Source organism: Orrella sp. JC864 (assembly GCF_037026685.1).
Taxonomy (GTDB): domain Bacteria; phylum Pseudomonadota; class Gammaproteobacteria; order Burkholderiales; family Burkholderiaceae_B; genus Orrella.
Genome location: NZ_JBANET010000002.1, coordinates 325,401 through 348,483, shown reverse-complemented (window position 1 = coordinate 348,483; position 23,083 = coordinate 325,401). Strand labels below are relative to the sequence as shown.

Below are 23,083 nucleotides of genomic sequence, written 5' to 3'. Positions count from 1 at the left end.
GGCCGGCGCCGGGCGGCCCCTGGCGGCCGCCTGGCGCAGCCGCCCGCGCCTGCGGGCCGCGGCCGGCGGCTATTTCGGGCATATGTGGGAGCTGTATGCCTTCTGGGCCTTCGTGCCGTTCTTCCTGGCCGCCCATGCGGCCACCCAGTCCGGCCCGCCGGGGCCGCTGCCGCTATGGACTTTCGCCATCATCGCCGCCGGCGCGCTGGGCTGCATCGGCGGCGGCGAGCTCTCGCAGCGCTGGGGCAGCGCCCCGGTTGCGCTGTGCCAGCTGTCGATCTCCGGGCTTTGCTGCCTGCTCTCGCCGCTGGCCTTCGGCCTGCCCACGCCCTGGCTGCTGGCGTACCTGGCTGTATGGGGCGTCACGGTGGTGGGCGATTCGGCGCAGTTCTCGGCGCTGGTCGCGCGCGCCGCGCCCGCGGACCAGCTTGGCAGCATCGTCACGCAGGTCAACTGCATCGGCTTTGCCATCACCGCGGTCAACCTGCCGCTGCTGGGCATGCTGGCGCCGCTGATCGAGCCGCGCTTCATGCTGCTGCCGCTGCTGGCCGGGCCGCTGCTGGGCCTGTGGGCTTTCGTGCCGGCCTACTTCGGCGCGCGCGCGCAGCGGCCCGCTCCCTGACGCCCGCCCCCTGACGCCCGCCGCCCGGCAAGGCGGCGCCGGGCCGATGCGGCGACTTGCTGGCGCGCAAGGGCTGCGCTCATAATTCGTGGGCCCAGATCCTACCCGCACCGGGAGAAACCGTGTTCGGACACCTGCCGTTGACCGCGCTGCGCGCTTTCGAGGCCGCGGCGCGCCTGAAGAGCTTCAAGCTGGCCGCCGACGAGCTGGGCGTCACGCATACCGCCATCTCCCACCAGGTGCGGCTGCTCGAGCGCGATGTCGGCGTGATGCTGTTCCAGCGCCTGCCGCGCCGCGTCGCGCCCAGCGCGGCCGGCTACAAGCTGTACGACCGGGTCCACGAGGCGCTGCTGAACATCGCGCAGATCATGGACAAGCTCGGCGCCGAGCCCGGCACCGGGGCCTTGTCGGTCTCGACCACGCCGGCCTTTGCCGCGCTGTGGCTGATGCCGCGCCTGGCGCAGCTGCGCGCGGCCCATCCCCAGCTGCAGCTGCGCATCGAGGCCAGCGTGGAGCTGGTGGACCTGCTCAGCGACCGCGGCACCGACATGGCGATCCGCTACAACCCGCCCTCGCGCATCGGCCTGCAGCCCGGCGCGCAGTTTCACGAAACCTTCGGCGCCTATGGCGCGCCGGCGGCGGTGGCCGCCAGCGCGCGCAAGCGGCCCACCCTGCTTGCCGTCAAGTGGCAGGACGCGCGCCTGGACGCCCAGGGATGGCGGCGCTGGTGCGAGCTGGCCGGCGTGTCCTGGCAAAGCGCGCCGATGCCGGCCTTCGAACACGAGCACCAGGCGCTGCAGGCGGCCATCGCCGGCCAGGGCCTGGTGCTGGCCAGCTCGGTGCTGGCGGCCGACAGCGTGCAAGCCGGCCTGCTGCAGCCCTGCCGGCCCGAGATCCGCATGGCGGGCGGCTGCTATGCCGTCCTGACCGCGCCGGGCAGCGAACGCCATCCGCCCATGCAGGCGCTGCTGGACTGGCTGGCTGGCCAGGCCCTGGCCAGCGGCGCGGTGCGCGACGAACGCGCACCGGCCGCACTGCCCGTGCGCAGGCGGCGCTAGGTGTCCAGTCCCGCCCGGTTATTCTCGCTTGGGGCGTGTGATGGGCGGCTGCCGGCCGCCCGCGCCGCGTTGGCCGCGCGGCAGGCCGCTGCTATAGTGGGCAGACACCTGCACGCGCAAGGAGCTCGCATGGCACGAGGCACCCTCATCTTCCGTCTGGCCGGCCTGGGCGCGGCCGCGCTGCTGGCGCAGGCCGCGCACGCCCACCATGGCTGGTCCTGGGCCGAATCCGAACCCATGACCCTGCAAGGCACCGTGGCCAAGGTGCAGATCGCCCCGCCCCACCCCTGGCTGGACGTGCAGACCGAGGACGGTCTCTGGCGCGTCGAGCTCGGCAACCCCTCGCAGACCCAGCGGGCCGGATTCGACGAAAGCTCGGCCAAGCCGGGCGATGCCTTCACCGCCATCGGCAACCGCGCCAAGGACGCCGGCGAAAAGCGCATGAAGGCCGTGCAGGTGACCGTGGGCGGCAAGACCTACGACATCTACCCCAGCCGCATCCCCAAGCAGCCCTGAACCGTGCAGCCGCTCTGGGACGCGCTGGCGGCCCTGCCGCCGGCCGTGTGGCTGCAGCGCTCGGGCACGGCCTATCTGCTGGTCAACGCCGCGCACATCCTGTCGCTCGGCGTGCTGGTCGGCAGCATCGTCGCGCTGGACCTGCGGCTGCTCGGACGCTTTGCCCATGCGCCGGCCGCGCTGCTGGCCCCTTTGCTTTCGCGCCTGGCGGCCTGGGGCCTGGGCCTGGCCGCTGCCACGGGGCTATGGCTTTTCATCGTGCAGCCGGCCGAATACGCCGGCAATCCGGCCTTCCTGGCAAAACTGGCGTGGGTGGCTGCCGGCGTGCTCAACGCCGGGTGCCTGCATCGCACCGGCGCATGGGCCGCGCTGCTGCAAGGCGGCCCCATCCAGGCGCGCCTGCGTGTCCATGCCTGCATATCGCTGCTGGCCTGGGTGGCGGCGGTGGTGGCGGGCCGCTGGATCGGGTTTCTGTAAATTCCGGTCAAGCAGAAATTAGCAAAAGTAAGCATAAATAAGAGTTTTCAACCCGTAAGAGAACTGACATCTGGCCTTCCTAGGATGCAAGACCAAGCGCGGTGCCCGCCGCGCCCGCATCTTAGTTTCCGGCGCGCCCGCGCGCCGGACCGAACCGGCCAGATATGGACTTTCCCGTTTCCGCCTCCGGGCCTTCCGCGGTTTTTCCCTGCGGGCAGGACCTGGAATACGACGCTGAATTCCTGGCGCTGCAGCAGGCGGCCCTGGGCAAGAGCGAGCAACAGTTCGGCGACACCATCATCCCCGCCGAGCCGCCCGATTGGCACGAAGTGCTGCGCCTGGCCGAGAACCTGTCACAGCGCTCCACCGACCTGCGCATCGGCGGCTATGCGGCGCGCGCCCTGCTCGGGCTGCAAGGGCTGCCCGGCTACGCCCTGGGCCTGCAGCGCATCGTGACCGAACTGGGCCAGCATTGGGACCACATCCACCCGGCCCTGCAGGTCGAGGACGAATTCGACCCCATGCCGCGCATCAACGCGCTGCAGGCGCTGGCCGATCCCCAGGGCAGCGCGCGCGAGGTGCGCTCGGCCCGCCTGCTCAACGGCGTGCATGGACAGCTGAGCCTGCGCGATGCCGAAGCCATGCTCGATGGCAGCCGCAGCGACCTGCCTTCGTATCCGGGCGGACGCGCCCGGCTGCTCAGCGACCTGCGCCAGGCCTGGCTGCAGGGCGAGCCTGAAATCATGGCGATCGCCCAGGCGCACGAAGCGCTGCAAGCCTTGCGCGAGCTGGTGGTCCGCCAGCTGGGCCAGGAATGGGCGCCCAACTACGACGCATTGCTGCGCACCTTCGAGGCGGTGCTGGCCGCCGCGCGGCAGGACGAGCGTCCGGCGCACGGCCAGCCGGGCCAGACGCCGGCCCCCGACGCCCCGGCCGGCGCCGGGCAGGATGGCGCGCCGGCCGCCGCGCAAGCGCCGGCGCTGCCGGCCGGCGCGGTGCGCAGCCGCGAGGAAGCCATGGCGCTGCTCACCCAGGTGTGCCGCTATTTCGAAACCTACGAACCCAGCCATCCGGCGCCCTTTCTGTTGCGCCGGGTCCAGCAGACCGTGCCCATGGATTTCCATGCGCTGCTGGGCAACCTGGCGCCGCAGGGCCTTGCGCAGTTCGAGGCCTGGCTGCCCCGGGATGCGGCCGCGCAGGAACGATGACACGAGCGCGCGGGCCGCGCCAAGACCGCGCCCACGGGCGCATAGGGAGTGAACGATGAGCAACCGATTGAACAACACCGGCAGCGGACAGAAGTTCGTGGCCCGCAACCGCGCCCCGCGCGTGCAGATCGAATACGACGTGGAAATCTACGGCGCCGAGCGCAAGATCCAGTTGCCTTTCGTGATGGGCGTGCTGGCCGACCTGGCCGGCAAGTCCGAGACGCCCCAGCCCGAGGTGGCCGAGCGCAAGTTCATGGAAGTGGACGTGGACAACTTCGACGAGCGCATGAAGGCCATCCGGCCGCGCGTGGCCTACCAGGTGCCCAACACGCTGACCGGCGAAGGGATGCTGAACGTGGACATCACCTTCGAGAGCCTGGACGACTTCTCGCCCGCCCAGGTGGCCGGCAAGGTGGACGCCCTGGCGCAGCTGCTGCAGGCCCGCACCCAGCTGGCCAACCTGCTGACCTACATGGACGGCAAGACCGGCGCCGAAGAGCTGATCGGCCAGGTGCTGCAGAACCCGGCCCTGCTCGCCTCGCTGGCGGCCGCGCCCAAGCCGGCCGAGCTGCCCGCCGGCGGCCAGGACCAAGCCGACGACGGGCAGGCCGACGCGGCCGGCGCCACCAAAGCCATCTGAACGAGGGACATCGCATGCGCGCGCAAGCACAACAACAGCTGGAAACCGGCAACGTGCCGCTGGCCGACGACGACCTGTCGGCGCTGCTGCAAAAAGAATTCAAGCCCAAGACCGACCAGGCCCGCGAGGCCGTCGAGCATGCCGTCAAGACGCTGGCGCACCAGGCGCTGGCCAACACGGTGGCGCTGTCCTCGGACGCCTACCGCACCATCCAGGCCATCATCGCCGAGATCGACCGCAAGCTGTCCGAGCAGATCAACCTGGTGATGCACCATCCCGACTTCCAGCAGCTCGAAGGCGCCTGGCGCGGCCTGCACTACCTGGTCAACAACACCGAGACCGATGAGCTGCTCAAGATCCGGGTGATGTGCCTGTCCAAGAAGGAACTGGGCCGCACGCTCAAGCGCCACAAGGGCGTGGGCTGGGACCAGAGCCCCATCTTCAAGCGCGTGTACGAGGAAGAGTACGGCCAGTTCGGCGGCGAGCCCCTCGGCTGCCTGGTGGGGGACTACTACTTCGACCACAGCCCGCCCGATGTCGAGCTGCTTTCGGAGATGGCGCGCATCGCCGCCGCGGCGCACTGCCCCTTCATCGCCGGCGCCTCGCCCGCCGTGATGCAGATGGACTCCTGGCAGGAGCTGGCCAACCCGCGCGACCTGACCAAGATCTTCACCAATACCGAATACGCCGCCTGGCGCAGCCTGCGCGAGTCCGAGGATTCGCGCTACCTGGGCCTGGCCATGCCGCGCTTCCTGGCGCGCCTGCCCTACGGCGCGCGCACCAACCCGGTCGATGAGTTCGATTTCGAGGAAGAAACCGACGCGGCCAACCACGACCGCTATACCTGGGCCAACTCGGCCTATGCGATGGCGGCCAACATCAACCGTTCGTTCAAGCTGTACGGCTGGTGCACCTCCATCCGCGGCGTGGAATCGGGCGGCGCGGTCGAGAACCTGCCTTGCCATACCTTCCCGACCGACGATGGCGGCGTGGACATGAAGTGCCCCACCGAAATCGCCATCAGCGACCGGCGCGAGGCCGAACTGGCCAAGAACGGCTTCATGCCGCTGGTGCACCGCAAGAACTCGGACTTCGCCGCCTTCATCGGCGCACAGTCCCTGCAAAAGCCGCAGGAATACCACGACGCCGACGCCTCGGCCAACGCCAAGCTGTCGGCGCGCCTGCCTTATCTGTTCGCCTGCTGCCGCTTCGCGCACTACCTCAAGTGCATCGTGCGCGACAAGATCGGCTCGTTCCGCGAACGCGACGACATGGAGCGCTGGCTCAACGACTGGATCATGAACTACGTGGACGGCGACCCGGCCAACTCCTCGCAGGACACCAAGGCGCGCAAGCCGCTGGCCGCCGCCGAGGTGCAGGTCGAGGAGATCGAGGACAACCCCGGCTACTACGCCGCCAAGTTCTTCCTGCGGCCGCACTACCAGCTCGAAGGCCTGACCGTATCGCTGCGGCTGGTCTCCAAGCTGCCGTCGCTCAAGCAGAACGAAGGCTAGAAGGTTTTTTCACACCCGGGGCCGCAGCGCAGGCGGTCCCCTCATCCGGGAGAGCATCGTGGCAGTTGATATGTACATGAAGATTGATGGCGCCAACGGCGAGTCGAAGGACGCCAACCACAAGGACTGGACCGACATCCAATCCTTTTCCTGGGGCGCGACGCAGCCGGGCAACATGGCCATGGGCGGCGGCGGGGGCACCGGCAAGGCCAGCTTCAACGACCTGCACGTGGTGGCGCGCATCGACAAGGCCGCGCCTGCCGTGATGAAGCACTGCGCCAGCGGCAAGCACCTGAGCCGCGTCGAGCTGTCCGTGTGCAAGGCCGGCGGCAGCCAGATCGAATACACCAAGATCACCCTGGAAGAAGTGCTGGTGACCTCGGTGCAGCTGACCGGCGAGCACGAATCGGAGGCCGTGCTGGTCAACTACGCCTTCCAGGCCGCGCGTATCAAGCAGCAATACTGGGAGCAGACCGACAAGGGCGGCAAGGGCGCCGAAAGCCTGGTCGCCTGGGACATCAAGCAGAACAAGGAAGCCTGACCTTCCTTCGGCCTTGCCCGCCGCCCGCGGCCTGCCGCGGCGGCGGGCCGCCTACATCGGACACCTGATACATGACCCTCGCCGACCGGACCCGGCCGCAGCCCGCGCTGCAGCAGCACATCGACGCCGCGCAAGCCTATGTGCGCGGCAATCCCGAACATGCCGACGGCCGCGCCCGGCTGTTCCAGTGGCTGGCCGTGGCGGGGGACTGGCAGCGGGCGCGCTCGCAGCTCGAATGGTGCGCCAAGCTGGCCCCGCAGGCCGCGCCCACCCTGGCCCTGTACCGCAGCGCCATCGATGGCGAACAGGCGCGCCAGGCCGCCTTCGCGGGCGAGCAGCCGCCCGCCTGGTTCGGCACGCGGCCCGAGCCGGCCTGGCTCGGCCATGCCCTGCAGGGCCTGCGCCCCGGCGCCGACCTGAACGCCTGCTTCGAACAGGTGCGCGAGCAGGCCGGCGCCATGGCCGGCAGCATCGCCGTGCAGGCCACGGAAAACCAGGACGGCCTGCCGCGCCCCTTCGCCTGGATCGGCGACGGCGACAGCCGCATCGCGCCGGTCTGCGAGATCATCGCGGGCGGCCGCTACGGCTGGCTGCCCTATGAGGACATCCGCCGCATCCGCATGGAGCCGCCCCAGGGCCTTTGCGACCTGGTCTGGGCCCAGGCGCGCATCGACCTGGCCGACGGCCGCGAGCAGCCCTGCCTGATCCCGGCCCGCTATCCGGCCGGCGGCGGCGTGCCGGACTATGCCGAGCAGGACGAAGCCGCCCTGATGAGCCGGCGCACGGCCTGGAGCGCCGTGGGTCCCGGCAGCTACCTGGGCATCGGCCAGAAGATGCTCATGACCGACCAGGGCGAATACGCCCTGCTGGACGTGCGCGAGATCGTGTGCGGCGACGGCGCCGGCCTGCCCGCGCGCTGAGGCCGCCCGCATGCAGGAGCAGGACTTTCCTTTCCGTCCTCACGCCATGCGCCGGTCCGACGGCGGGCCGCAGCGCGACGTGCGCGCTGGCCGCGACCGGCTGCAGCCGGTGCTGCTTGACCGGCTGCTGGACGAGGCGCCGCAGCAGCGCAGCGAAACGCCCGAACAGGCGGCCATGACGCCGGCGGCCATGCGCCAGGCGGTGCTGCGCGACCTGCGCTGGCTGCTGAACACCGTCAACATGGAAAGCCGCCAGTCGCTCGAACACTACCCGGCGGTGCGGGCCTCGACGCTGAACTTCGGCCTGCCGCCGCTGGCAGGCAAGCGCATGTCCGAGATCGACTGGGTGGACGTCGAAGTGGCGCTGCGCACGGCCATCCTGCATTTCGAGCCGCGCATCCTGCCCGACTCCATCGAGGTCAACGCGGTCTCGCAGCCGGGCCTGCTCGAGCACCACAACGTGCTGACCCTGGACATCCGCGGCCGCATCTGGTGCCTGCCCTATCCGCGCGAGTTCCTGTTCCGCACCGATATCGACCTGGAGAGCGGGCACATGGACCTGCACGACCTGGGAGGCCTGTGATGCAGCCGCGCCTGCTGGACTACTACAACCGCGAGCTGGGCTACCTGCGCGAGCTGGGCGCCGAGTTCGCGCGCCAGCACCCCAAGGTGGCCGGCCGGCTGGGCATGCACGGCATCGAGGTCGCCGACCCCTACGTCGAGCGCCTGCTCGAGGGCTTCAGCTTCCTGGCCGCGCGCATCCACCTGAAAATGGATGCCGAGTTTCCGCGCTTCTCGCAGCGGCTGCTCGAGGTGGTGTATCCCAACTACCTCTCGCCCATGCCGGCCATGGCCGTCGTGCGCCTGGAGCCCAGCATGAACGAGGGCACGCTCTCGCGCGGCTTCACGCTGGCGCGCGGCACGCAGCTGCGCGCCCGGCTGGCCAAGGGCGAGCAGACGCCCTGCGAGTTCGCCACGGCGCATGCGCTGACGCTATGGCCGCTGAAGGTGGCCCATGCCGAGATGACCGGGGTGCCCGCCGACCTGCCGCTGGCCCGCCTGGGCCTGAACACGCGGCGCGCGCCGGTGCGCAGCGCCTTGCGCCTGCGCCTGGAGGTCTGCGGCGGCATGCGGCTCGAGGACCTGGACCTGGACAGCCTGTGCTTTTACCTGAACGGGCGCGACGTGCCCATGCAGCGCCTGCTGGCGCAGGTGGCCTCGCGCACCTTGGCCGTGCTGGTGCACGACGCCGGCCGGCCGGTATCGTGGATCCAGCCGTTGCCCGCACAGGCGGTGCGGCACGAGGGCTTTGACGATGCGCAAAGCCTGCTGCCCTGCGATGCGCGGGTATTCCAGGGCTACCGCCTGCTGCAGGAGTACTTCGCCTTTCCGTCGCGCTACCTGTTCTTCAGCGTCAACGGGCTGCAGTCGGCCTTGCGGGCCGCGGGCCGGGGCGCGGGCGGGCCGCAGCCGGCGGCTCGGGCCAGCCACGCCGCCAGCTTCATGCCGTCCAAGCAGCAGGAAACCCGCGCCTTCGGCCTGACGCTGCTGTTCGACGCCCCGGCCGGCGAGCTGGAAGGGGCCATCGGCGCCGAGCACGTGCAGTTGAACTGCACGCCGGCCATCAACCTGTTTCCCAAGCGCGCCGACCGCGTGCTGGTCACGCCGCGCACCCACGAGTACCACCTGGTGGTGGACCGTACGCGGCCCATGGACTACGAGGTCTACAGCGTGCAGCGCCTGACCGGGCACGATGCGCTGGGACAGGCCGAGCGCGAATTCCTGCCTTTCTATGGCGCCGCCGGCGCCGACGGGGCCGAGGACGGGGCTTACTTTTCGCTGCGCCGCGAGCCCCGCCTGCTGTCGGACTCGGCCCAGCGCAACGGCGCGCGCACGGGCTATGCCGGCAGCGAAACCTACCTGTCGCTGGTCGACCGCAGCCAGGCGCCGTATTCGGCCACGCTGCGCCACCTGAGCGCCGATACGCTGTGCACCAACCGCGACCTGCCGCTGCTGCTGCCGCTGGGCGGGGCCAGCGACTTCACGCTGCGGGTCTCGGCGCCGGTGGCCAGCATCAAGGTGCTGTCCGGCCCCACCCGCCCGCATGCGCCGCTGGGCGAACATGCCCAGGCCTGGCGGCTGATCAGCCACCTGGGCCTGAACTACCTGAGCCTGACGGACCTGGACGGCGAGCAGGGCGCGCAATCGCTGCGCGAGATGCTGCACCTGTACGCCGACCTGGCCGAGCCGGCCGTGGCACGCCAGATCGAGGGCCTGCGCCATGCGCGCCTGACGCCCGTGCATCATCGCCTGCCCGTGCCCGGCCCGCTGGTCTACGGGCGCGGCGTCAGGGTCGACCTGCAGGTGGACGAGGCGGCTTTCTCGGGCATCAGCCCTTACCTGTTCGGCGCCGTGCTCGAACAGTTTTTTGCCCGCCACGTGTCGCTGAACATGATGTCCGAAGTGCGGCTCTCTACGCTGCAGGGCGGCGAGCTGGCCAGCTGGAAGCCGCGCATGGGCCGGCGCCCGGCCGTGTAGCGCCGGCCGGCATGGATACCCCCCAGGCATCGCCATGAAGCCCGCCGAGCTGCGCCCCGCCGCCTTCGCCCCGCCCTTGCCCGAGACCTTCTGGCAGGCGCTGGAGCAGGCCCCGCACGCGCACGACCTGTTCCACGTGCTGCGCTGGATCGACGCGCGCGCCGGCGCGCGCCTGCCGCTGGGGCGCGACAGCCAGCCGCGCCACGAACCGGTGCGCCTGCGCCAGGCGCCCACGCTGGCCTTTGCGCCGGCCAACCTGGCCGCGGCCCGCGCGCCGCAGGCGGGCCGCCCGGCCGAGATCTCGCAATACGGTTTCGGCCTGTTCGGCCCCAACGGGCCGCTGCCCCTGCACCTGACCGAACAGGCGCGCGAGCGCCTGCAGCATCACGGCGACGGCACGCTGGCCGCCTTCGCCGACCTGTTCCACCATCGCATGGGGCTGCTCTTTTACCGTGCCTGGGCCGACGCGCAAAGCACCGTCGGACTGGACCGCGGCGAGGAGCGCTTCAGCCGCTACGTGGCCAGCCTGCTGCACCTGGGCCAGCCGTCGCTGCGCCGGCGCGACGAAATCCCCGACCATGCGCGCTACCGCATGGCCGGGCACCTGCTGCGCCAGACCCGCAACCCGGAGGGGCTCAAGCACATCCTGCAGGATTTCTTCGGCGTGCCGGTGCGCATCCGCGAATTCGTGCCGCAATGGATACGCCTGCCCCAGGACCAGCAGCTGGCGCTGGGCGGCGCCCTGGGGCTGGGCCGGGACACGGTGCTGGGCCGGGCGATGCGCGACGCCCAGCACCGCTTTCGCATCGAACTCGGCCCCATGCCCCTGGCGCGCTACCGGCAGTTCCTGCCCGGCCAGAAGCCGGCCCGCCAGCTGCTGCAATGGGTGCGCCAGTACGTCGGCCTGGAATACGCCTGGGACGTGCGCCCGCTGCTCGACCCGCGCGATGCGCAGGGCCTGTCGCTGGGCCAGCCGCGTCCGCTGGGCCTGGCGAGCTGGCTGGGCCGGCGCGACCCGGCCCGCGGCCCGGCGGCCGACCTGACGCTCGACTACGAAGCGCGCCTGGCCGCGCGGGCGCGCGCCGGCGCGCCGGAAAACGCCATGCCTTCCCCACAACAGGATCGTTGAAACCATGTCCGATATCGGCCGCCAGGATCTGTTCGGCAAGCTCGCCCCCCTGCCCTACCAGTCGCTGCAAGGCGCCACCACCTTCTGCAAGCTGCGCGGCAATCCCTACGTGGAGCTGGTGCACTGGCTGCACCAGATCCTGCAGCAGCCCGACAGCGACCTGCACCGCATCGCCGCGCACTACGGGCTGGACGCGGCCAGGCTGCAGGCCGACCTGGCCGCGGCGCTGGAGCAGCTGCCGCGCGGGGCCGGCTCGGTCTCGGACCTGTCCGAGCACATCGACCACGCCGTCGAGCGCGCCTGGGTGCTGGCCTCGCTGCGCTACGACGCGGCGCGCATCCGCAGCGCCCACCTGCTGGCCGGGCTGGTCAAGACCTACGCCTTGCGCGCCGTGCTGCTGAACATCTCGGGACAATTCGCCCGCATCGTGCCCGACCAGCTGCTCGAACAGCTGCCGGCGCTGGTGGCCGGCTCGCCCGAAGAGGCGGCCGGCGCGCCTTCGCAGGCCGAGCCTGCCGGCCGCCCGGACGGCGCCTTGGCCCGCTACGCGGTGGACCTGACCGAGCAGGCCCGGGCGGGCGCCATCGACCCGGTCACCGGCCGCGAGCCGGAGATCCGCCAGGTGGTGGACATCCTGATGCGGCGGCGCCAGAACAACCCGCTGCTGGCCGGCGAGGCCGGCGTGGGCAAGACGGCCATCGCCGAAGGCCTGGCGCTGCGCCTGGCCCAGGGGCAGGTGCCGCCGGCGCTGCGCGAGGTGCGGCTGCTGCTGCTGGACCTGGGCCTGCTGCAGGCGGGCGCGGGCGCCAAGGGCGAGTTCGAGGCGCGGCTGCGCGCGGTCATCGACGAGGTGCAGGCCAGCCCCCGGCCGGTGGTGCTGTTCATCGACGAGATCCACACCCTGGTGGGCGCGGGCGGCGCGGCCGGCACGGGCGATGCCGCCAACCTGCTCAAGCCGGCGCTGGCGCGCGGGCAGCTGCGCACCATCGGCGCGACTACCTGGTCCGAATACAAGCAGTACATCGAGAAAGACCCGGCGCTGGCGCGGCGCTTCCAGCTGGTGCAGGTGCACGAGCCCGACGAAGCCGCCGCGCAGCGCATGCTGCGGGGGGTGGCGGGCAAGCTGGCCGTCCATCACCAGGTGCTGCTGCTGGACGAGGCCGTGCAGGCCGCGGTCAAGCTCTCGCACCGCTACATCCCCGCCCGCCAGCTGCCCGACAAGGGCGTGGCCCTGCTCGATACCGCCTGCGCGCGCGTCTCGGCCAGCCAGCACGCCATGCCGCCCGCCCTGGAGGACGCGCTGCGCCGCGCCGAGGCGCTGGCGCTGGAGACGGACATCCTGGGCAAGGAAGCCGCCCTGGGCCACGACGCGCAGGCGCGCCTGGATGCGCTGGCGGCCGAGCGCGAACAGGTGCAGGCCCAGGTCCAGGCCCTGCAGGCGCGCTGGCAGCGCGAACGCGAGGTCGTCGAGCGCATCGTCGCGCTGGGCGCGCAATTGCAGCAGCAGGCCGGCGCATCGCCCGGCGATGCGCCGGCCGACGGGGCGGCGCGGCCGGGTGACGCCGCGCAGCAGCCCGACCCCGAGGCGCTGCGCGCGCAGCTGCGGCAGGCGCGCCTGGACCTGGCGGCCCTGCAGGGCGAGGCCCCGCTCATCCATCCCGCCGTCGATGCGCAGTCGGTGGCGGCGGTCGTGGCCGACTGGACCGGCATCCCGGTGGGCCGGATGCTGCGCGACGAAGCCGATGCCGTCCTGAACCTGGCCGATACGCTGGGCCGGCGCGTCATCGGCCAGGACCACGCGCTGCGCGCGATCGGCGAGCGCATCCAGTCCGCCCGCGCGCTGCTGACCGACCCGAACAAGCCGGTGGGCGTGTTCCTGCTGTGCGGCCCCAGCGGCGTGGGCAAGACCGAGACCGCGCTGGCGCTGGCCGAGGCGCTGTACGGCGGCGAGCAGAACCTGATCACCATCAACATGAGCGAGTTCCAGGAGCCGCACACGGTCTCCACGCTCAAGGGCGCGCCGCCCGGCTACGTCGGCTACGGGCAGGGCGGCGTGCTGACCGAGGCGGTGCGGCGCCGCCCCTACAGCGTGGTGCTGCTGGACGAAGTGGAGAAAGCCCATCCCGACGTGCACGAGATTTTCTTCCAGGTGTTCGACAAGGGCTGGATGGAAGACGGCGAAGGCCGGCGCATCGATTTCCGCAACACGGTGATCCTGCTGACCTCCAACGTCGGCGCCGAGCGCATCGCCGGCCTGTGCGCCGACCCGGAACTGGTGCCCGAGCCGCCGGCGCTGGCCCGGGCCCTGCGCGAACCGCTGCTGCAGAAGTTTCCCGCCGCCCTGCTGGGCCGGCTGACGGTGGTGCCCTACTACCCCTTGTCCGATGCCATGCTGGTGCGGGTGATCGAGCTGCAGCTGGCGCGCATCGCCCAGCGCCTGAGCCAGCACCACGGCGTGGCGCTGCGCGTGCAGGAAAGCGCCATGGGCCTGATCGTGGCGCGCTGCACCGAAGTGGAATCCGGCGGGCGCATGGTCGACGCCATCCTGACCGGCAGCATGCTGCCGCCCATCGGCCGCGCGCTGCTGCAAGCCGCGGCGCAGGGCCGCGAAATCGGGCGCATCACGGTCGATGCGCCGCAGGGCGAGTTCGTGTTCGGCTACGACTGACCGCCGCGCCCGCGCGTGCCCGACGGCGCCTGGCCGCCCTCGGGGCGGACCGGCGCAGCCGGCCGCATGTAGCCGCCGACCTGCCTGCTATGGTCCTGCGCGGCAGGGCCGTCCTCGGGACGGGCCAGCGCCTGGGCGATCGGGTCGGCGCCGCCGTGCGCGCCCAGCGCGCTGGGGGTGCGGTCGCTGAAGACATCGGGCGCCTGCCCGGCTTCGTCCGCCAGCAGGGCCAGCGGATCGGCCCGCGACGGCGCCGCGCCGGGTTCGGGAGGCAGCTGCGCCAGCGGATCGGCCGCATTGCGCCGGGCCGCCGAATCCATGTCGAAGGGATGGCAGCTGACGTCGGGCGGGCTGCCCACCGGCAAGGTGCCCGGCCCCATCAGGTCGGCGAACACGTCCTCGGCGGCGGGCTGGCCCGCCTGCGGCGCCGCGGGGAAGGGCTCGCCGACGCTCACGTCAGGGTCCGGCGCCGGGAAGGCCGGCGGCCCGCCCGCTTGCGGCGCGCGGGCCGGCAGGGCCGCTGCGTCGGCCGTGGCGTCGAGCGCCACGGCGGCCGCGGCCGGCGCCACGTCGGCGTTGGCCGCGTCGGCCGCATCGACGTGCAGCACGAAGCGGCCGATCACCAGTTCGTCGCCGCGGCGCAGCGGGCGCTGCTCGCCCAGTTCGACCGCCGCGCCGTTCAGGCGCACCGGGCAGCCGCTGGCCAGCGTGCGCAGCACCGGCTGGCCGCCCTGCCAGCGCACCACGGCCTGCAGGCGCCCGACCTCGCCGCGGGCATCGGGTAGCACCAGGGCGTTGCCTGCGCACCGGCCGATGGTGCCGCCGGGCTCGGCGATACGGGCCGGCGCCAGCGCGACATCGAGCGGCTCGGGGCGGTGGACCAGGCGGATGGGCATGGGAACTCCAGCAAAGACGGGAATCAGGGGGTGACCAGGGCTTGCGCGGCCTCGAAGGCCGGGCCCCATTGCGGATGGCCGCGCTCGGCCGGGGCCAGCTCGAAATCGGGCTGCAGCATCAGCGCGCGCACGAAGCTTTCCTCGCACAGCTGGCGATAGTCGCGCACGCAATAGCTGAAGGCCTGCAGCTTGTAGGCCTCCACGCGGGTGGCCCGGCTGGCGCCTTCGAGTTCGGTGGACAGCGTCACGGTGCGCACCACATTGCCGTAGCGGCCCTGGGCGTAATCCTGGCGGACCTGTTCGAGCACGCGTTGCGATTCGGGGGTATCGACGCCGGGATCGAGCGCCGCGGCGCGGTTGGGCGTCTGGGCGCAGCCAGCGGCCAGCAGCACGGGAATGCACAGCAAGGCAAGGGATTTCATGGAAAGCGGTTCCGTCCTTTTGTTGTGATGTGGCCCCCCGCGGCGCGGGCGTCGCCGGGCCGGCGCGAGGTTGCGGACCAGCTTAGGACCGCGGTGTGAAGCTTATGCGACAACACTGTTTCGATCGTCCCTCATTTTTGTCTCTTGTGTATCGATTCGGTAAGAAAAGTAACGCGCTCTGTTCTTAACAAAAGTTTCTTTTTTCTGTTTTGTCATGTGGGGTCGGCCCACCCCGCAACGACAGGAGGCAATCCCCGGCATGGCAGTTCCAAGACCCCTCACGCCCGTCCAGCGCCTGGCGCTGGGCGCCGTCCTGTTGCTGGCCGCCCTGCTGGCCGCCGGCTGCGCCTCCACCGCCAAGCGCGTGGGCGTGCCCTACGAGGTCAGGCTCATCGCCAGCGACGACGTCAATCCCGACGCCCGCCAGCGTCCCTCGCCGGTGCAGATCACCGTCTACACGCTGCGCTCGACGCGCGGCTTCGAGCAGAGCGATTTCTTCGCGCTGCAAGGCGATCCGCGCCAGCTGCTGGGCGAGGAGCTGATCGCGGTCGAGCAGGTGATCCTGCGCCCGGGCCAGGTGCACGAGCTGCGCGGCGCGGGCGACCCGCAGGCCCAGGCGCTGGGCGTGGTGGCGGCCTATCGCGACCTGGAGCACAGCGACTGGCGCCTGACCATCCCCCTGCCCGAGGCGCGCAGCACCAACATCTACAAGTTCTGGCAGATGTCGCCCAGCGCCCACGTGCTGCGCGTGGTGGCCGCGCGCCAGGGCATTTCCGCGGCCGAGGAAGACAGCCCCTGGTGGCGCTTCTGAACGCCGGCATCTCCGGCACCGAGACAAGAGAACGCTAAGACATGGCATTGCATCACAAGGTGATCTGGTCCGAAGGCATGTTCCTTCGCCCGCAGCATTTCCAGCAGCAGGAACGCTACCTGGAACGCGCGCTGCACCTGCGCACGGCGCCCCTGCAGGGGCTGTTCTGGGGCTATGCCCGGCTGGCGCTGGACAGCGATGCGCTGGCCCTGGGCAAGGTGGCGCTGCGCGCGGCCCAGGGCGTGTTCCCCGACGGCACCGCCTTCGAATTCGACCATCCCGCCGACGCCCCGCTGGCGCTGGAGGTACCGCCCGGCACGCGCGGCCAGCGGGTGATGCTGGCGTTGGCGCGCCAGCGCGAAGGCACGGCCGACGCGGTCTACGAGGCCGCTCACGATGCCCTGGCGCGCCACGACGTGATCGAGATCGAGCTGCAGGACAGCACCGAGGGCGGGCTCGAACCCGTGCTGCTGCAGGCCGGCCGCCCGCGGCTGCGCCTGCTGCTCGAACACGAGGCCGGCGACGAATGGCTGACGCTGGGCGTGGCCCGTATCGCCGAGCGCCGTCCCGACAACCGCGTGGTGCTGGACGAGGCCTACATTGCGCCCTGGCTGTCGGCCGGCGCCGAACCGCGGCTGGCCGGCTACGTCCAGGAGCTCGCCGGCCTGCTGCACGCGCGGGCCCAGACCCTGGCCGCGCGGCTGGCCCAGCCCGGGCGCGGCGGGGTGGCCGAGGTGGCCGACTTCATGCTGCTCTCGCTGGTGAACCGCTACGCCGGCTCGCTCTGGCATGCCGGCCAGATCGAGGGCCTGCATCCCGAGCGGCTGTTCCACGACTGGCTGATGCTGGCCTGCGACCTGGCCACCTACACGTCGCCGCAACGCCGCTGGACCGATCCGCCGGCCTATGCCCACGACGACCTGCAAGCCAGCTTCGGGCCGCTGATGGACGAGCTGCGCCGCTCGCTGTCGGCCGTGCTGGAGCAGAACGCCCTGCAAATCCCGCTGGAGGACCGCGGCCGCGGGGTCAAGGTGGCCCAGGTCGCCGACCGCGAACTGCTGCGCCAGGCCGGCTTCGTGCTGGCCGTGCATGCCCAGATGCCCGGCGAGGCGCTGCGCGCGCACTTCCCCGCCCAGGTCAAGATCGGCCCGGTCGAGCGCATCCGCGACCTGGTGCACTTGCAGCTGCCGGGCGTGCCGGTGCGCGCGCTGCCGGTGGTGCCGCGCCAGATCCCGTACCACGCCGGCTACGTCTACTTCGAGCTGGACAAGCACAGCGAACTGTGGCGCCAGCTTGAACAGACCGGCGCGATGGCGCTGCACCTGGCCGGCGAGTTCCCCGGCCTGAGCATGGAATTCTGGGCCATCCGCGACTGAGCCGGCGGGCAGGCGCGCGCCTGCCCGCCGCGCTTGCCAAGACTGAATACACAGGACAAGACGCATGTACGGTTCCGATCTTTCCCCCGGCCCGGCTCCCGGGCCGGGCCTGCGCGGCGCGCCCGAGCCCGCGCGCCCTCGGCCCGACGAATACGTGATCAGCGGCAGCAACCCGCTGGTGGCCGCAGCCAACCCGGTGCTGGACCTGATCCCGCAGATCCGCGCCACCGAAAGCCACCCCTCGCCGGCGATGCTGCGCGAACACCTGGTCGACGAAATCCGGCAGTTCGAACTGCGCGCCCAGCAGGCCGGCCTGCCCAACGAAACCATCCTGGGCGCGCGCTATTGCCTGTGCACGGCGCTGGACGAGGCGGCCGCGCTCACGCCCTGGGGCGCGGGCGTCTGGTCCTCGCATAGCCTGCTGGTGACCTTCCACAACGAGACCTGGGGCGGCGAGAAGTTCTTCCAGCTGCTGGCCAAGCTTTCGCAAAACCCCAGCCAGCACCTGGACCTGCTGGAGCTGCTCTACTACTGCCTGGTGCTGGGCTTCGAGGGACGCTATCGCGTGGTGGACAACGGCCGCACGCAACTCGAGACCCTGCGCCAGCGGCTGCTGCACATCCTGCGCGGCGCGCGCGGCGAATACCCGCGCGAGCTGTCGCCGCACTGGCGCGATGCGCCCGCGCTGGCCCAGGCAAGCCGGCCCGTGGTGCCGCTGTGGGCCTTCGCGGCGCTGGGCGTGCTGGCCGGCCTGCTGGCCTATTCCTTCCTGAACTGGCGGCTGGGCGGCACCTCGGACGCGGCCTTCGCCGCGGTCAGCGCGCTCGAACCGCCAGCGGTGCGCAGCCAGGCGCCCGCACCCGCACCGGCGCCCGCCCCCGCGCCCAGGCTGGCGACCTTCCTGGCGCCCGAGATCCGCGAGGACCTGGTGACGGTGCGCGACGAGGCCGACCGCAGCGTGGTGGTCCTGCGCGGCGACGGCCTGTTCGATTCCGGCTCGGCCAGCGTGCGCGAGCGCTATTACCCGGTGCTGGCGCGCATCGCCGACGCCATGAACGGTACGCGCGGCAGCATCCTGGTCAGCGGCTATTCGGACAACGTGCCCATCCGCACCGCCCGCTTTCCCTCGAACTGGCACCTTTCGCAGGCCCGCGCCGACGCGGTCAAGACCCTGCTGGAAGAGCGCCTGAGCGTGCCCAACCGGGTGCGCGCCGAAGGACGCGGCGAGGCCGATCCGGTCGCGCCCAACGATACGCCGGCCAACCGCGCCCGCAACCGCAGGGTGGAGATCACGCTGCTGCTGGCGCCCTCGGACGCGGCCAGCGAGGCGGCCGCCCGGCGCGGCGCCGATGGCGGCGCACCGCCGCGCAACCCGGAGGCCACGCAATGATCCACGACCTGATCCGGCTGCTGACGGGCCGGGGTTTCTGGAACTTCCTGGGCCTGGTGGCGCTGGCCTTCCTGGTGTGGATCGCCGGACCGCTGCTGGCCATCGGCGCCTGGCGCCCGCTGGAGAGCGAGCGCGCGCGCATGCTGCTGATCGCGGCCATGTTCGCGCTGTGGCTGCTGCGCCTGCTCTGGCGCAAATGGCGCGAAGGCAGGCTCAACGCGCAGCTGCTGGGCCAGCTGCGCAAGCCGGCCCAGAAGAAGAAGGCCGAGCCGGCCGGCGCCGACCCCGAGATGCGCGAGCTGGCCGAACGCTTCGACGAGGCCATGCAGCGGCTGCGCACCATGCGCTTCGGGCCGGGCAAGCAGCGGCCCTGGTCGCGCCTGTCGCGCCAGCACCTGTACCAGCTGCCCTGGTACGTGTTCATCGGCGCGCCCGGCTCGGGCAAGACCACCGCGCTGGTCAACTCGGGCCTGAACTTCCCGCTGGCCGACCGCTACGGCAAGGTGGCCCTGCGCGGGGTGGGCGGCACGCACAATTGCGACTGGTGGTTCACCGACGAGGCGGTGCTGCTCGATACCGCCGGGCGCTACACCACCCACGAAAGCAACCCGGTCGGCGACGAGAAGGAGTGGCGCGGCTTCCTGGGCCTGCTTACGCGCTTTCGAGGCCGCCAGCCCATCAACGGCGCCATCCTGACCATCAGCCTGGCCGACCTGCTGTCGGCCTCGGACAGCGAGCGCGTGCAGCATGCCGCGGTGCTGCGCCAGCGCCTGCAGGAACTGCGCCAGCAGCTGGGCATCCAGTTCCCCATCTACGTGCTGGTCACCAAGGTCGACCTGCTCTCGGGCTTCGAGGAGTACTTCGCCTCGTTCAGCCGCGAAGACCTGGCGCAGGTCTGGGGCTTTACCCTGCCCTACGCCAAGTCGCTCGAGCCGGACTTCGACCTTTACGCGGCCTACCATGCCGAATACCGGCTGCTGCAGCGGCGCCTGGACGATGCCCTGCCCGACGTGCTGGCGGCCGAGCCGGACCCGGCCCGGCGCGCGCTGGCCTATATGCTGCCGCAGCAGTTCGCCGGCCTGCAGAACGTGCTGGGCCACTTCCTGAGCGACGTGTTCGGCGCCTCGCGCTTCGAGGCCCGGCTGATGCCGCGCGGCGTGTACTTCACCAGCGGCACGCAGGGCGGCGAGACCTTCGACCAGGTGACCGGCCGGCTCAAGCGCTACCTGCGCATCGAAGGCAGCCCGCAGCCGGCCTCCTTGCCGGGCGAGCAGCCCGGACGCAGCTACTTCCTCAAGAACCTGCTGCAGCAGGTGGTCTTTCGCGAAGCGGGGCTGGCCGGCCGCAACCTGCGCTGGGAGCGCCGCTATCGCGCGGTGCACTGGGCCGGCTACACGCTCGTCACCCTGGCGCTGGGCGGCCTGCTGGCCGGCTGGCTGCTGAGCTATCGCAACAACGCCAACTACGTTGCCGACGTGCAGGCGCGCGTGCCGCAGGTGCAGGCGCGCGCGCAAGAGGTCAGGATCAGCGGCAGCGGCGACGTGCTCGGGCTGATGCCCTACCTGGACAGCCTGAGCGGCCTGCCGGCCACGCCTGGCTTTGACATCGCCAGGCCGCCGCTGGGCTACCGCTTCGGCCTGTACCAGGGCGGCAAGATGTCGGCGGCCGCCCAGGGGGTGTACCGGCGCACCCTGGACGAAGTGCTGCTGCCGCTGGTGGCGCGGCGCATCGAGGCGGCCCTGGAAGGCGCCAGCCCCGACGACCTGGAGTTCTCCTACGAAGCGCTGCGCGCCTACCAGATGCTGTACGAGACCGATCACTACGATCCGGAGTTCATGCATGCCTGGCTGCTGGCCGACATGCAGCAGGTGCTGCCGCCGGACTACACCCGGCAGCAATACGACAACCTGTCGGCCCATCTGCGCGCGCTGGCGCGCGACCGCGTGGTGGTATCGCCCTTTCCCAGAAACGACGCGCTGGTCGAGCGCACGCGCCAGCGGCTGGCCAGCTACCCCCTGGCCGAGCGGGCCTACAGCCGCCTGCGCCGCATGCTGGCCGACAACGAGAACCTGGAGCCGACCACCGTCACCACGCTGGCGGGCCCGCAGGCCGCCTCGGTGTTCATCCGCGCCAGCGGCCTGCCCTTGACCCAGGGCATACCGGGGCTGTACAGCTACGAAGGCTACTGGGATATCTTCGCCAAGCGCATCGACGAGGTGGCGCAATCGCTGCGGCGCGACGACGCCTGGGTGCTGGGCCTGCCCGCGCCCGGGGTGCTCGATGCGCAGGCGCGCAGCCAGCTCTCGGCCGAGATCCGGCGCCTGTACCTGAACGACTACGTGACCGAGTGGGACAACTACCTGGACGACCTGCGCATCGCGCCCGGGCAATCGCTGCTGCACAACATCCAGGTGGCGCGCACGCTGTCCGCGCCCGATTCGCCGCTGGTCAGGCTGGTGCAGGGCGTGGCGCGCCAGACCACGCTGCTGCGCGATTCGCGCAGCCAGGACTACTCGCTGGCCGACCAGGCCCGCGAGAGCGTCAGCAGCACCCGCCGCACGCTCGAACAGATGTTCGGCAGCGTCGCCCCGGTCAACGCCCCGCGCCCCGAAGCGGGCGAGGACCGGCCCGAGCGCATCGTCGACCGGCACTTCGAACCCTACCGCCGGCTGGTGTCCAGCGAGGGCGGCGGCCCGCCCCCCATCGCCGCGACGACCGGCCTGATCAACGAGCTCTATACCTACCTGACGGCGGCCGATGCCGCGCTGCGCAGCGCCAACACCCCGCCCAATGCCGAGGTGGTCACCAAGCTGCGCGCCGAGGCCGGACGCATGCCCGCGCCGGTGGGCGGGCTGCTGGAAAACCTTTCGGTGGCCGCCACCGACCAGGTCTCGACCCTGATGCGCGCGCGGCTGGGCGAGAACGTGGGCGCCACCATCGGGCTGTTCTGCCGGCAGGCCATCGCCGGGCGCTATCCCTTCTCGCCCACGGCCAGCCGCGAGGTCGCCCCCAGCGACATGGCGCGCCTGTTCGCGCCTAACGGCATGATGGACGACTTCCTGCAAAAGCACCTGGTCAGCCAGATCGACGTCTCGGCCGGCAGCTGGCGCTTCAAGCCGGGCATCGACGGCGGCCTGCCCGCGGGCGGCTCGGGCTATCTGGACGCCTTCCAGCGCGCGACGGTGATCCGCGACGTGTATTTCTCGGGCGGCGACACGCTGCCCTCCTACCAGGTCACCATCCGCCCGGTCGAGATGGACGCGCAGATCACCCAGTTCGTGCTGGACGTCGACGGCCAGGTGGTGCGCTATGCGCATGGCCCGCAGGTGGGCACCACCGTGCGCTGGCCGGGCCCGCGCGGCACCAACCAGGTCCGGCTGGCGGTCACGCCGGTGCAGGGCGAGTCGGGCCTGGCCACCAGCGGCCCGTGGGCCCTGAACCGCATGCTGGACCGCGCGCGGCTGCGGCCCGGCGCCTCGCCCGAGATCACCGAGGCCACCTTCGAGGTGGGCGGGCGCAAGGTCGTGCTGGAAATCGTGGCCAGCAGCATCAAGAGCCCCTTCAGCCTGCCCGAGATGCGCGGCTTCTCCTGCCCGGGGCAGCCATGATGTGGGGCAGGCACGATGGCGCGGCGCGCGGCCGGCACGGCTGGTACGGCAAGATCCCGGCCGCCGGCGATTTCCTGCACCGGGGCGTCACGCGCGAGCTGGCGGCCTGGTGGGACAAATGGGCGCAGCACGGCCTGGCTGCGCTGCGCCAGCTGCCGCCCGAGGCGCAGCGCGAGTTCCTGGCCGCGCCGCTGTGGAACTTCGCCGTGCCGGCCGGCCCGGGCGCCGGCTCGGTGCAGCTGGGCTGCGTCATGCCCAGCCGCGACCGGGTGGGCCGGGCCTATCCGCTCTGGGCCTTGTGGGAGATCCCGGTGCGCGGCTACGAGCCCGGCATGCTGGCGCAGTCCGGGCCGTTCTATCGCGACGCCGGCGGCGCGCTGCTGAGCGCGGTGCGCCACGGCAGCGGCGCCGACCAGCTCGACCGCGCGCTGGCTCAGGCCGCGGCCGGATTGCAGGCCGCGCCGCAGCCGGCCGCGCACGGTTCGCCCGGCCAGGATATCCTGGAAATCCTCAACGCCGGGCTGCCCGATGCGCCCGCGCCCGCCCCGCATGGGCCGGCGGGCTGGCCCGAGCTGCCCGAGTGCTTCAACCCGGCCTCGCACACCAGCTACTGGTGGACCAACCAGGCCGACGGCGCCGCCCTGCAAACCTACGTGCACGGCGGCGCGCTCAATGCCACGCTATTTGCCCGGCTGTTCGTGCCGCTGGCCCGCTCGCGTCTGTGACAGGCCGACGATGTACTCTTTGTT

19 protein-coding genes and 1 pseudogene are annotated in these 23,083 nt (G+C 71.5%); 18 read left to right on the top strand and 2 right to left on the bottom strand.

Features of this window, described 5'->3' with window-relative positions:
* The 13 genes and pseudogenes from V8Z80_RS03355 to tssH all read left to right on the top strand — a co-directional run.
* Positions 1 to 622, top strand: a pseudogene (locus tag V8Z80_RS03355) (MFS transporter); the annotation flags it as partial.
* Between the two features lie 122 nt (positions 623 to 744).
* The gene (locus tag V8Z80_RS03350) at positions 745 to 1,680 is read left to right on the top strand and encodes a LysR substrate-binding domain-containing protein (protein ID WP_336060997.1); all 936 of its coding nucleotides are present in this window, start codon (positions 745 to 747) and stop codon (positions 1,678 to 1,680) included.
* A 129-nt stretch (positions 1,681 to 1,809) separates the two neighbouring features.
* Positions 1,810 to 2,196: a DUF6152 family protein gene (locus V8Z80_RS03345; protein WP_155192494.1), complete on the top strand. Its 387-nt coding sequence runs from the start codon at positions 1,810 to 1,812 to the stop codon at positions 2,194 to 2,196.
* 3 nt (positions 2,197 to 2,199) lie between these two features.
* A complete protein-coding gene (locus V8Z80_RS03340) occupies positions 2,200 to 2,673 on the top strand; it encodes a DUF6644 family protein (protein WP_336060996.1) in 474 nt (157 codons plus the stop codon).
* Between the two features lie 164 nt (positions 2,674 to 2,837).
* The gene (gene tssA / locus V8Z80_RS03335) at positions 2,838 to 3,881 is read left to right on the top strand and encodes a type VI secretion system protein TssA (protein WP_336060995.1); all 1,044 of its coding nucleotides are present in this window, start codon (positions 2,838 to 2,840) and stop codon (positions 3,879 to 3,881) included.
* A gap of 55 nt (positions 3,882 to 3,936) precedes the next feature.
* Positions 3,937 to 4,521: a type VI secretion system contractile sheath small subunit gene (gene tssB, locus V8Z80_RS03330; protein WP_155192497.1), complete on the top strand. Its 585-nt coding sequence runs from the start codon at positions 3,937 to 3,939 to the stop codon at positions 4,519 to 4,521.
* Positions 4,522 to 4,535: 14 nt separating this feature from the next.
* A complete protein-coding gene (tssC, locus tag V8Z80_RS03325) occupies positions 4,536 to 6,035 on the top strand; it encodes a type VI secretion system contractile sheath large subunit (protein WP_155192499.1) in 1,500 nt (499 codons plus the stop codon).
* A gap of 58 nt (positions 6,036 to 6,093) precedes the next feature.
* Positions 6,094 to 6,576 carry an Hcp family type VI secretion system effector gene (locus V8Z80_RS03320; protein WP_336060994.1) on the top strand — a complete coding sequence of 161 codons (483 nt, stop codon included), beginning with the start codon at positions 6,094 to 6,096 and terminating at the stop codon, positions 6,574 to 6,576.
* 71 nt (positions 6,577 to 6,647) lie between these two features.
* Positions 6,648 to 7,496 carry a type VI secretion system accessory protein TagJ gene (locus tag V8Z80_RS03315; RefSeq protein WP_155192503.1) on the top strand — a complete coding sequence of 283 codons (849 nt, stop codon included), beginning with the start codon at positions 6,648 to 6,650 and terminating at the stop codon, positions 7,494 to 7,496.
* A gap of 46 nt (positions 7,497 to 7,542) precedes the next feature.
* Positions 7,543 to 8,079 (top strand): type VI secretion system baseplate subunit TssE, encoded by a 537-nt coding sequence (tssE, locus tag V8Z80_RS03310; RefSeq protein WP_336061004.1) that lies wholly within the window; start codon positions 7,543 to 7,545, stop codon positions 8,077 to 8,079.
* On the top strand, positions 8,079 to 10,034 hold the full coding sequence (gene tssF / locus V8Z80_RS03305) for a type VI secretion system baseplate subunit TssF (RefSeq protein ID WP_336060993.1): 1,956 nt from the start codon (positions 8,079 to 8,081) through the stop codon (positions 10,032 to 10,034). Before tssE ends, tssF begins: the two co-directional genes overlap by 1 nt.
* 28 nt (positions 10,035 to 10,062) lie before the next feature.
* On the top strand, positions 10,063 to 11,163 hold the full coding sequence (gene tssG / locus V8Z80_RS03300; protein WP_442951930.1) for a type VI secretion system baseplate subunit TssG: 1,101 nt from the start codon (positions 10,063 to 10,065) through the stop codon (positions 11,161 to 11,163).
* A gap of 4 nt (positions 11,164 to 11,167) precedes the next feature.
* Positions 11,168 to 13,831 (top strand): type VI secretion system ATPase TssH, encoded by a 2,664-nt coding sequence (gene tssH / locus V8Z80_RS03295; RefSeq protein ID WP_336060991.1) that lies wholly within the window; start codon positions 11,168 to 11,170, stop codon positions 13,829 to 13,831.
* Here the strand turns inward: tssH and V8Z80_RS03290 are convergent.
* Positions 13,822 to 14,727: an FHA domain-containing protein gene (locus V8Z80_RS03290; RefSeq protein ID WP_155192509.1), complete on the bottom strand. Its 906-nt coding sequence runs from the start codon at positions 14,725 to 14,727 to the stop codon at positions 13,822 to 13,824. The two genes, tssH and V8Z80_RS03290, sit on opposite strands and share 10 nt — an antisense overlap.
* Before the next feature lie 23 nt (positions 14,728 to 14,750).
* Positions 14,751 to 15,149 carry a TssQ family T6SS-associated lipoprotein gene (locus tag V8Z80_RS03285; protein ID WP_336060990.1) on the bottom strand — a complete coding sequence of 133 codons (399 nt, stop codon included), beginning with the start codon at positions 15,147 to 15,149 and terminating at the stop codon, positions 14,751 to 14,753.
* A 259-nt stretch (positions 15,150 to 15,408) separates the two neighbouring features.
* Here V8Z80_RS03285 and tssJ point away from each other — a divergent pair, with 259 nt between their 5' ends.
* The 5 genes from tssJ to tagF all read left to right on the top strand — a co-directional run bounded on the left by tssJ (position 15,409) and on the right by tagF (position 23,059).
* Positions 15,409 to 15,960, top strand: a complete 552-nt coding sequence (gene tssJ / locus V8Z80_RS03280; protein ID WP_155192511.1) for a type VI secretion system lipoprotein TssJ — start codon at positions 15,409 to 15,411, stop codon at positions 15,958 to 15,960.
* A gap of 41 nt (positions 15,961 to 16,001) precedes the next feature.
* On the top strand, positions 16,002 to 17,336 hold the full coding sequence (tssK, locus tag V8Z80_RS03275; RefSeq protein WP_336060989.1) for a type VI secretion system baseplate subunit TssK: 1,335 nt from the start codon (positions 16,002 to 16,004) through the stop codon (positions 17,334 to 17,336).
* A 64-nt stretch (positions 17,337 to 17,400) separates the two neighbouring features.
* On the top strand, positions 17,401 to 18,726 hold the full coding sequence (locus tag V8Z80_RS03270) for a DotU family type VI secretion system protein (RefSeq protein WP_336060988.1): 1,326 nt from the start codon (positions 17,401 to 17,403) through the stop codon (positions 18,724 to 18,726).
* On the top strand, positions 18,723 to 22,334 hold the full coding sequence (gene tssM, locus V8Z80_RS03265; protein WP_336060987.1) for a type VI secretion system membrane subunit TssM: 3,612 nt from the start codon (positions 18,723 to 18,725) through the stop codon (positions 22,332 to 22,334). The genes V8Z80_RS03270 and tssM overlap by 4 nt, the downstream gene beginning before the upstream one ends.
* Positions 22,334 to 23,059: a type VI secretion system-associated protein TagF gene (gene tagF / locus V8Z80_RS03260; protein ID WP_442951929.1), complete on the top strand. Its 726-nt coding sequence runs from the start codon at positions 22,334 to 22,336 to the stop codon at positions 23,057 to 23,059. Before tssM ends, tagF begins: the two co-directional genes overlap by 1 nt.
* Positions 23,060 to 23,083 lie beyond the last annotated feature (24 nt).

Excerpts from the sequence above, each read along its gene's own strand:
- tssH (WP_336060991.1), top strand. The coding sequence starts at position 11,168 with ATGTCCGATATCGGCCGCCAGGATCTGTTCGGCAAGCTCGCCCCCCTG.
- V8Z80_RS03315 (WP_155192503.1), top strand. The coding sequence starts at position 6,648 with ATGACCCTCGCCGACCGGACCCGGCCGCAGCCCGCGCTGCAGCAGCAC.
- tagF (WP_442951929.1), top strand. The coding sequence starts at position 22,334 with ATGTGGGGCAGGCACGATGGCGCGGCGCGCGGCCGGCACGGCTGGTAC.
- V8Z80_RS03270 (WP_336060988.1), top strand. The coding sequence starts at position 17,401 with ATGTACGGTTCCGATCTTTCCCCCGGCCCGGCTCCCGGGCCGGGCCTG.
- tssF (WP_336060993.1), top strand. The coding sequence starts at position 8,079 with ATGCAGCCGCGCCTGCTGGACTACTACAACCGCGAGCTGGGCTACCTG.
- V8Z80_RS03290 (WP_155192509.1), bottom strand. The coding sequence starts at position 14,727 with ATGCCCATCCGCCTGGTCCACCGCCCCGAGCCGCTCGATGTCGCGCTG.
- V8Z80_RS03285 (WP_336060990.1), bottom strand. The coding sequence starts at position 15,149 with ATGAAATCCCTTGCCTTGCTGTGCATTCCCGTGCTGCTGGCCGCTGGC.
- tssB (WP_155192497.1), top strand. The coding sequence starts at position 3,937 with ATGAGCAACCGATTGAACAACACCGGCAGCGGACAGAAGTTCGTGGCC.
- V8Z80_RS03345 (WP_155192494.1), top strand. The coding sequence starts at position 1,810 with ATGGCACGAGGCACCCTCATCTTCCGTCTGGCCGGCCTGGGCGCGGCC.
- tssK (WP_336060989.1), top strand. The coding sequence starts at position 16,002 with ATGGCATTGCATCACAAGGTGATCTGGTCCGAAGGCATGTTCCTTCGC.
- tssM (WP_336060987.1), top strand. The coding sequence starts at position 18,723 with ATGATCCACGACCTGATCCGGCTGCTGACGGGCCGGGGTTTCTGGAAC.
- tssE (WP_336061004.1), top strand. The coding sequence starts at position 7,543 with ATGCGCCGGTCCGACGGCGGGCCGCAGCGCGACGTGCGCGCTGGCCGC.
- tssJ (WP_155192511.1), top strand. The coding sequence starts at position 15,409 with ATGGCAGTTCCAAGACCCCTCACGCCCGTCCAGCGCCTGGCGCTGGGC.
- tssC (WP_155192499.1), top strand. The coding sequence starts at position 4,536 with ATGCGCGCGCAAGCACAACAACAGCTGGAAACCGGCAACGTGCCGCTG.
- tssA (WP_336060995.1), top strand. The coding sequence starts at position 2,838 with ATGGACTTTCCCGTTTCCGCCTCCGGGCCTTCCGCGGTTTTTCCCTGC.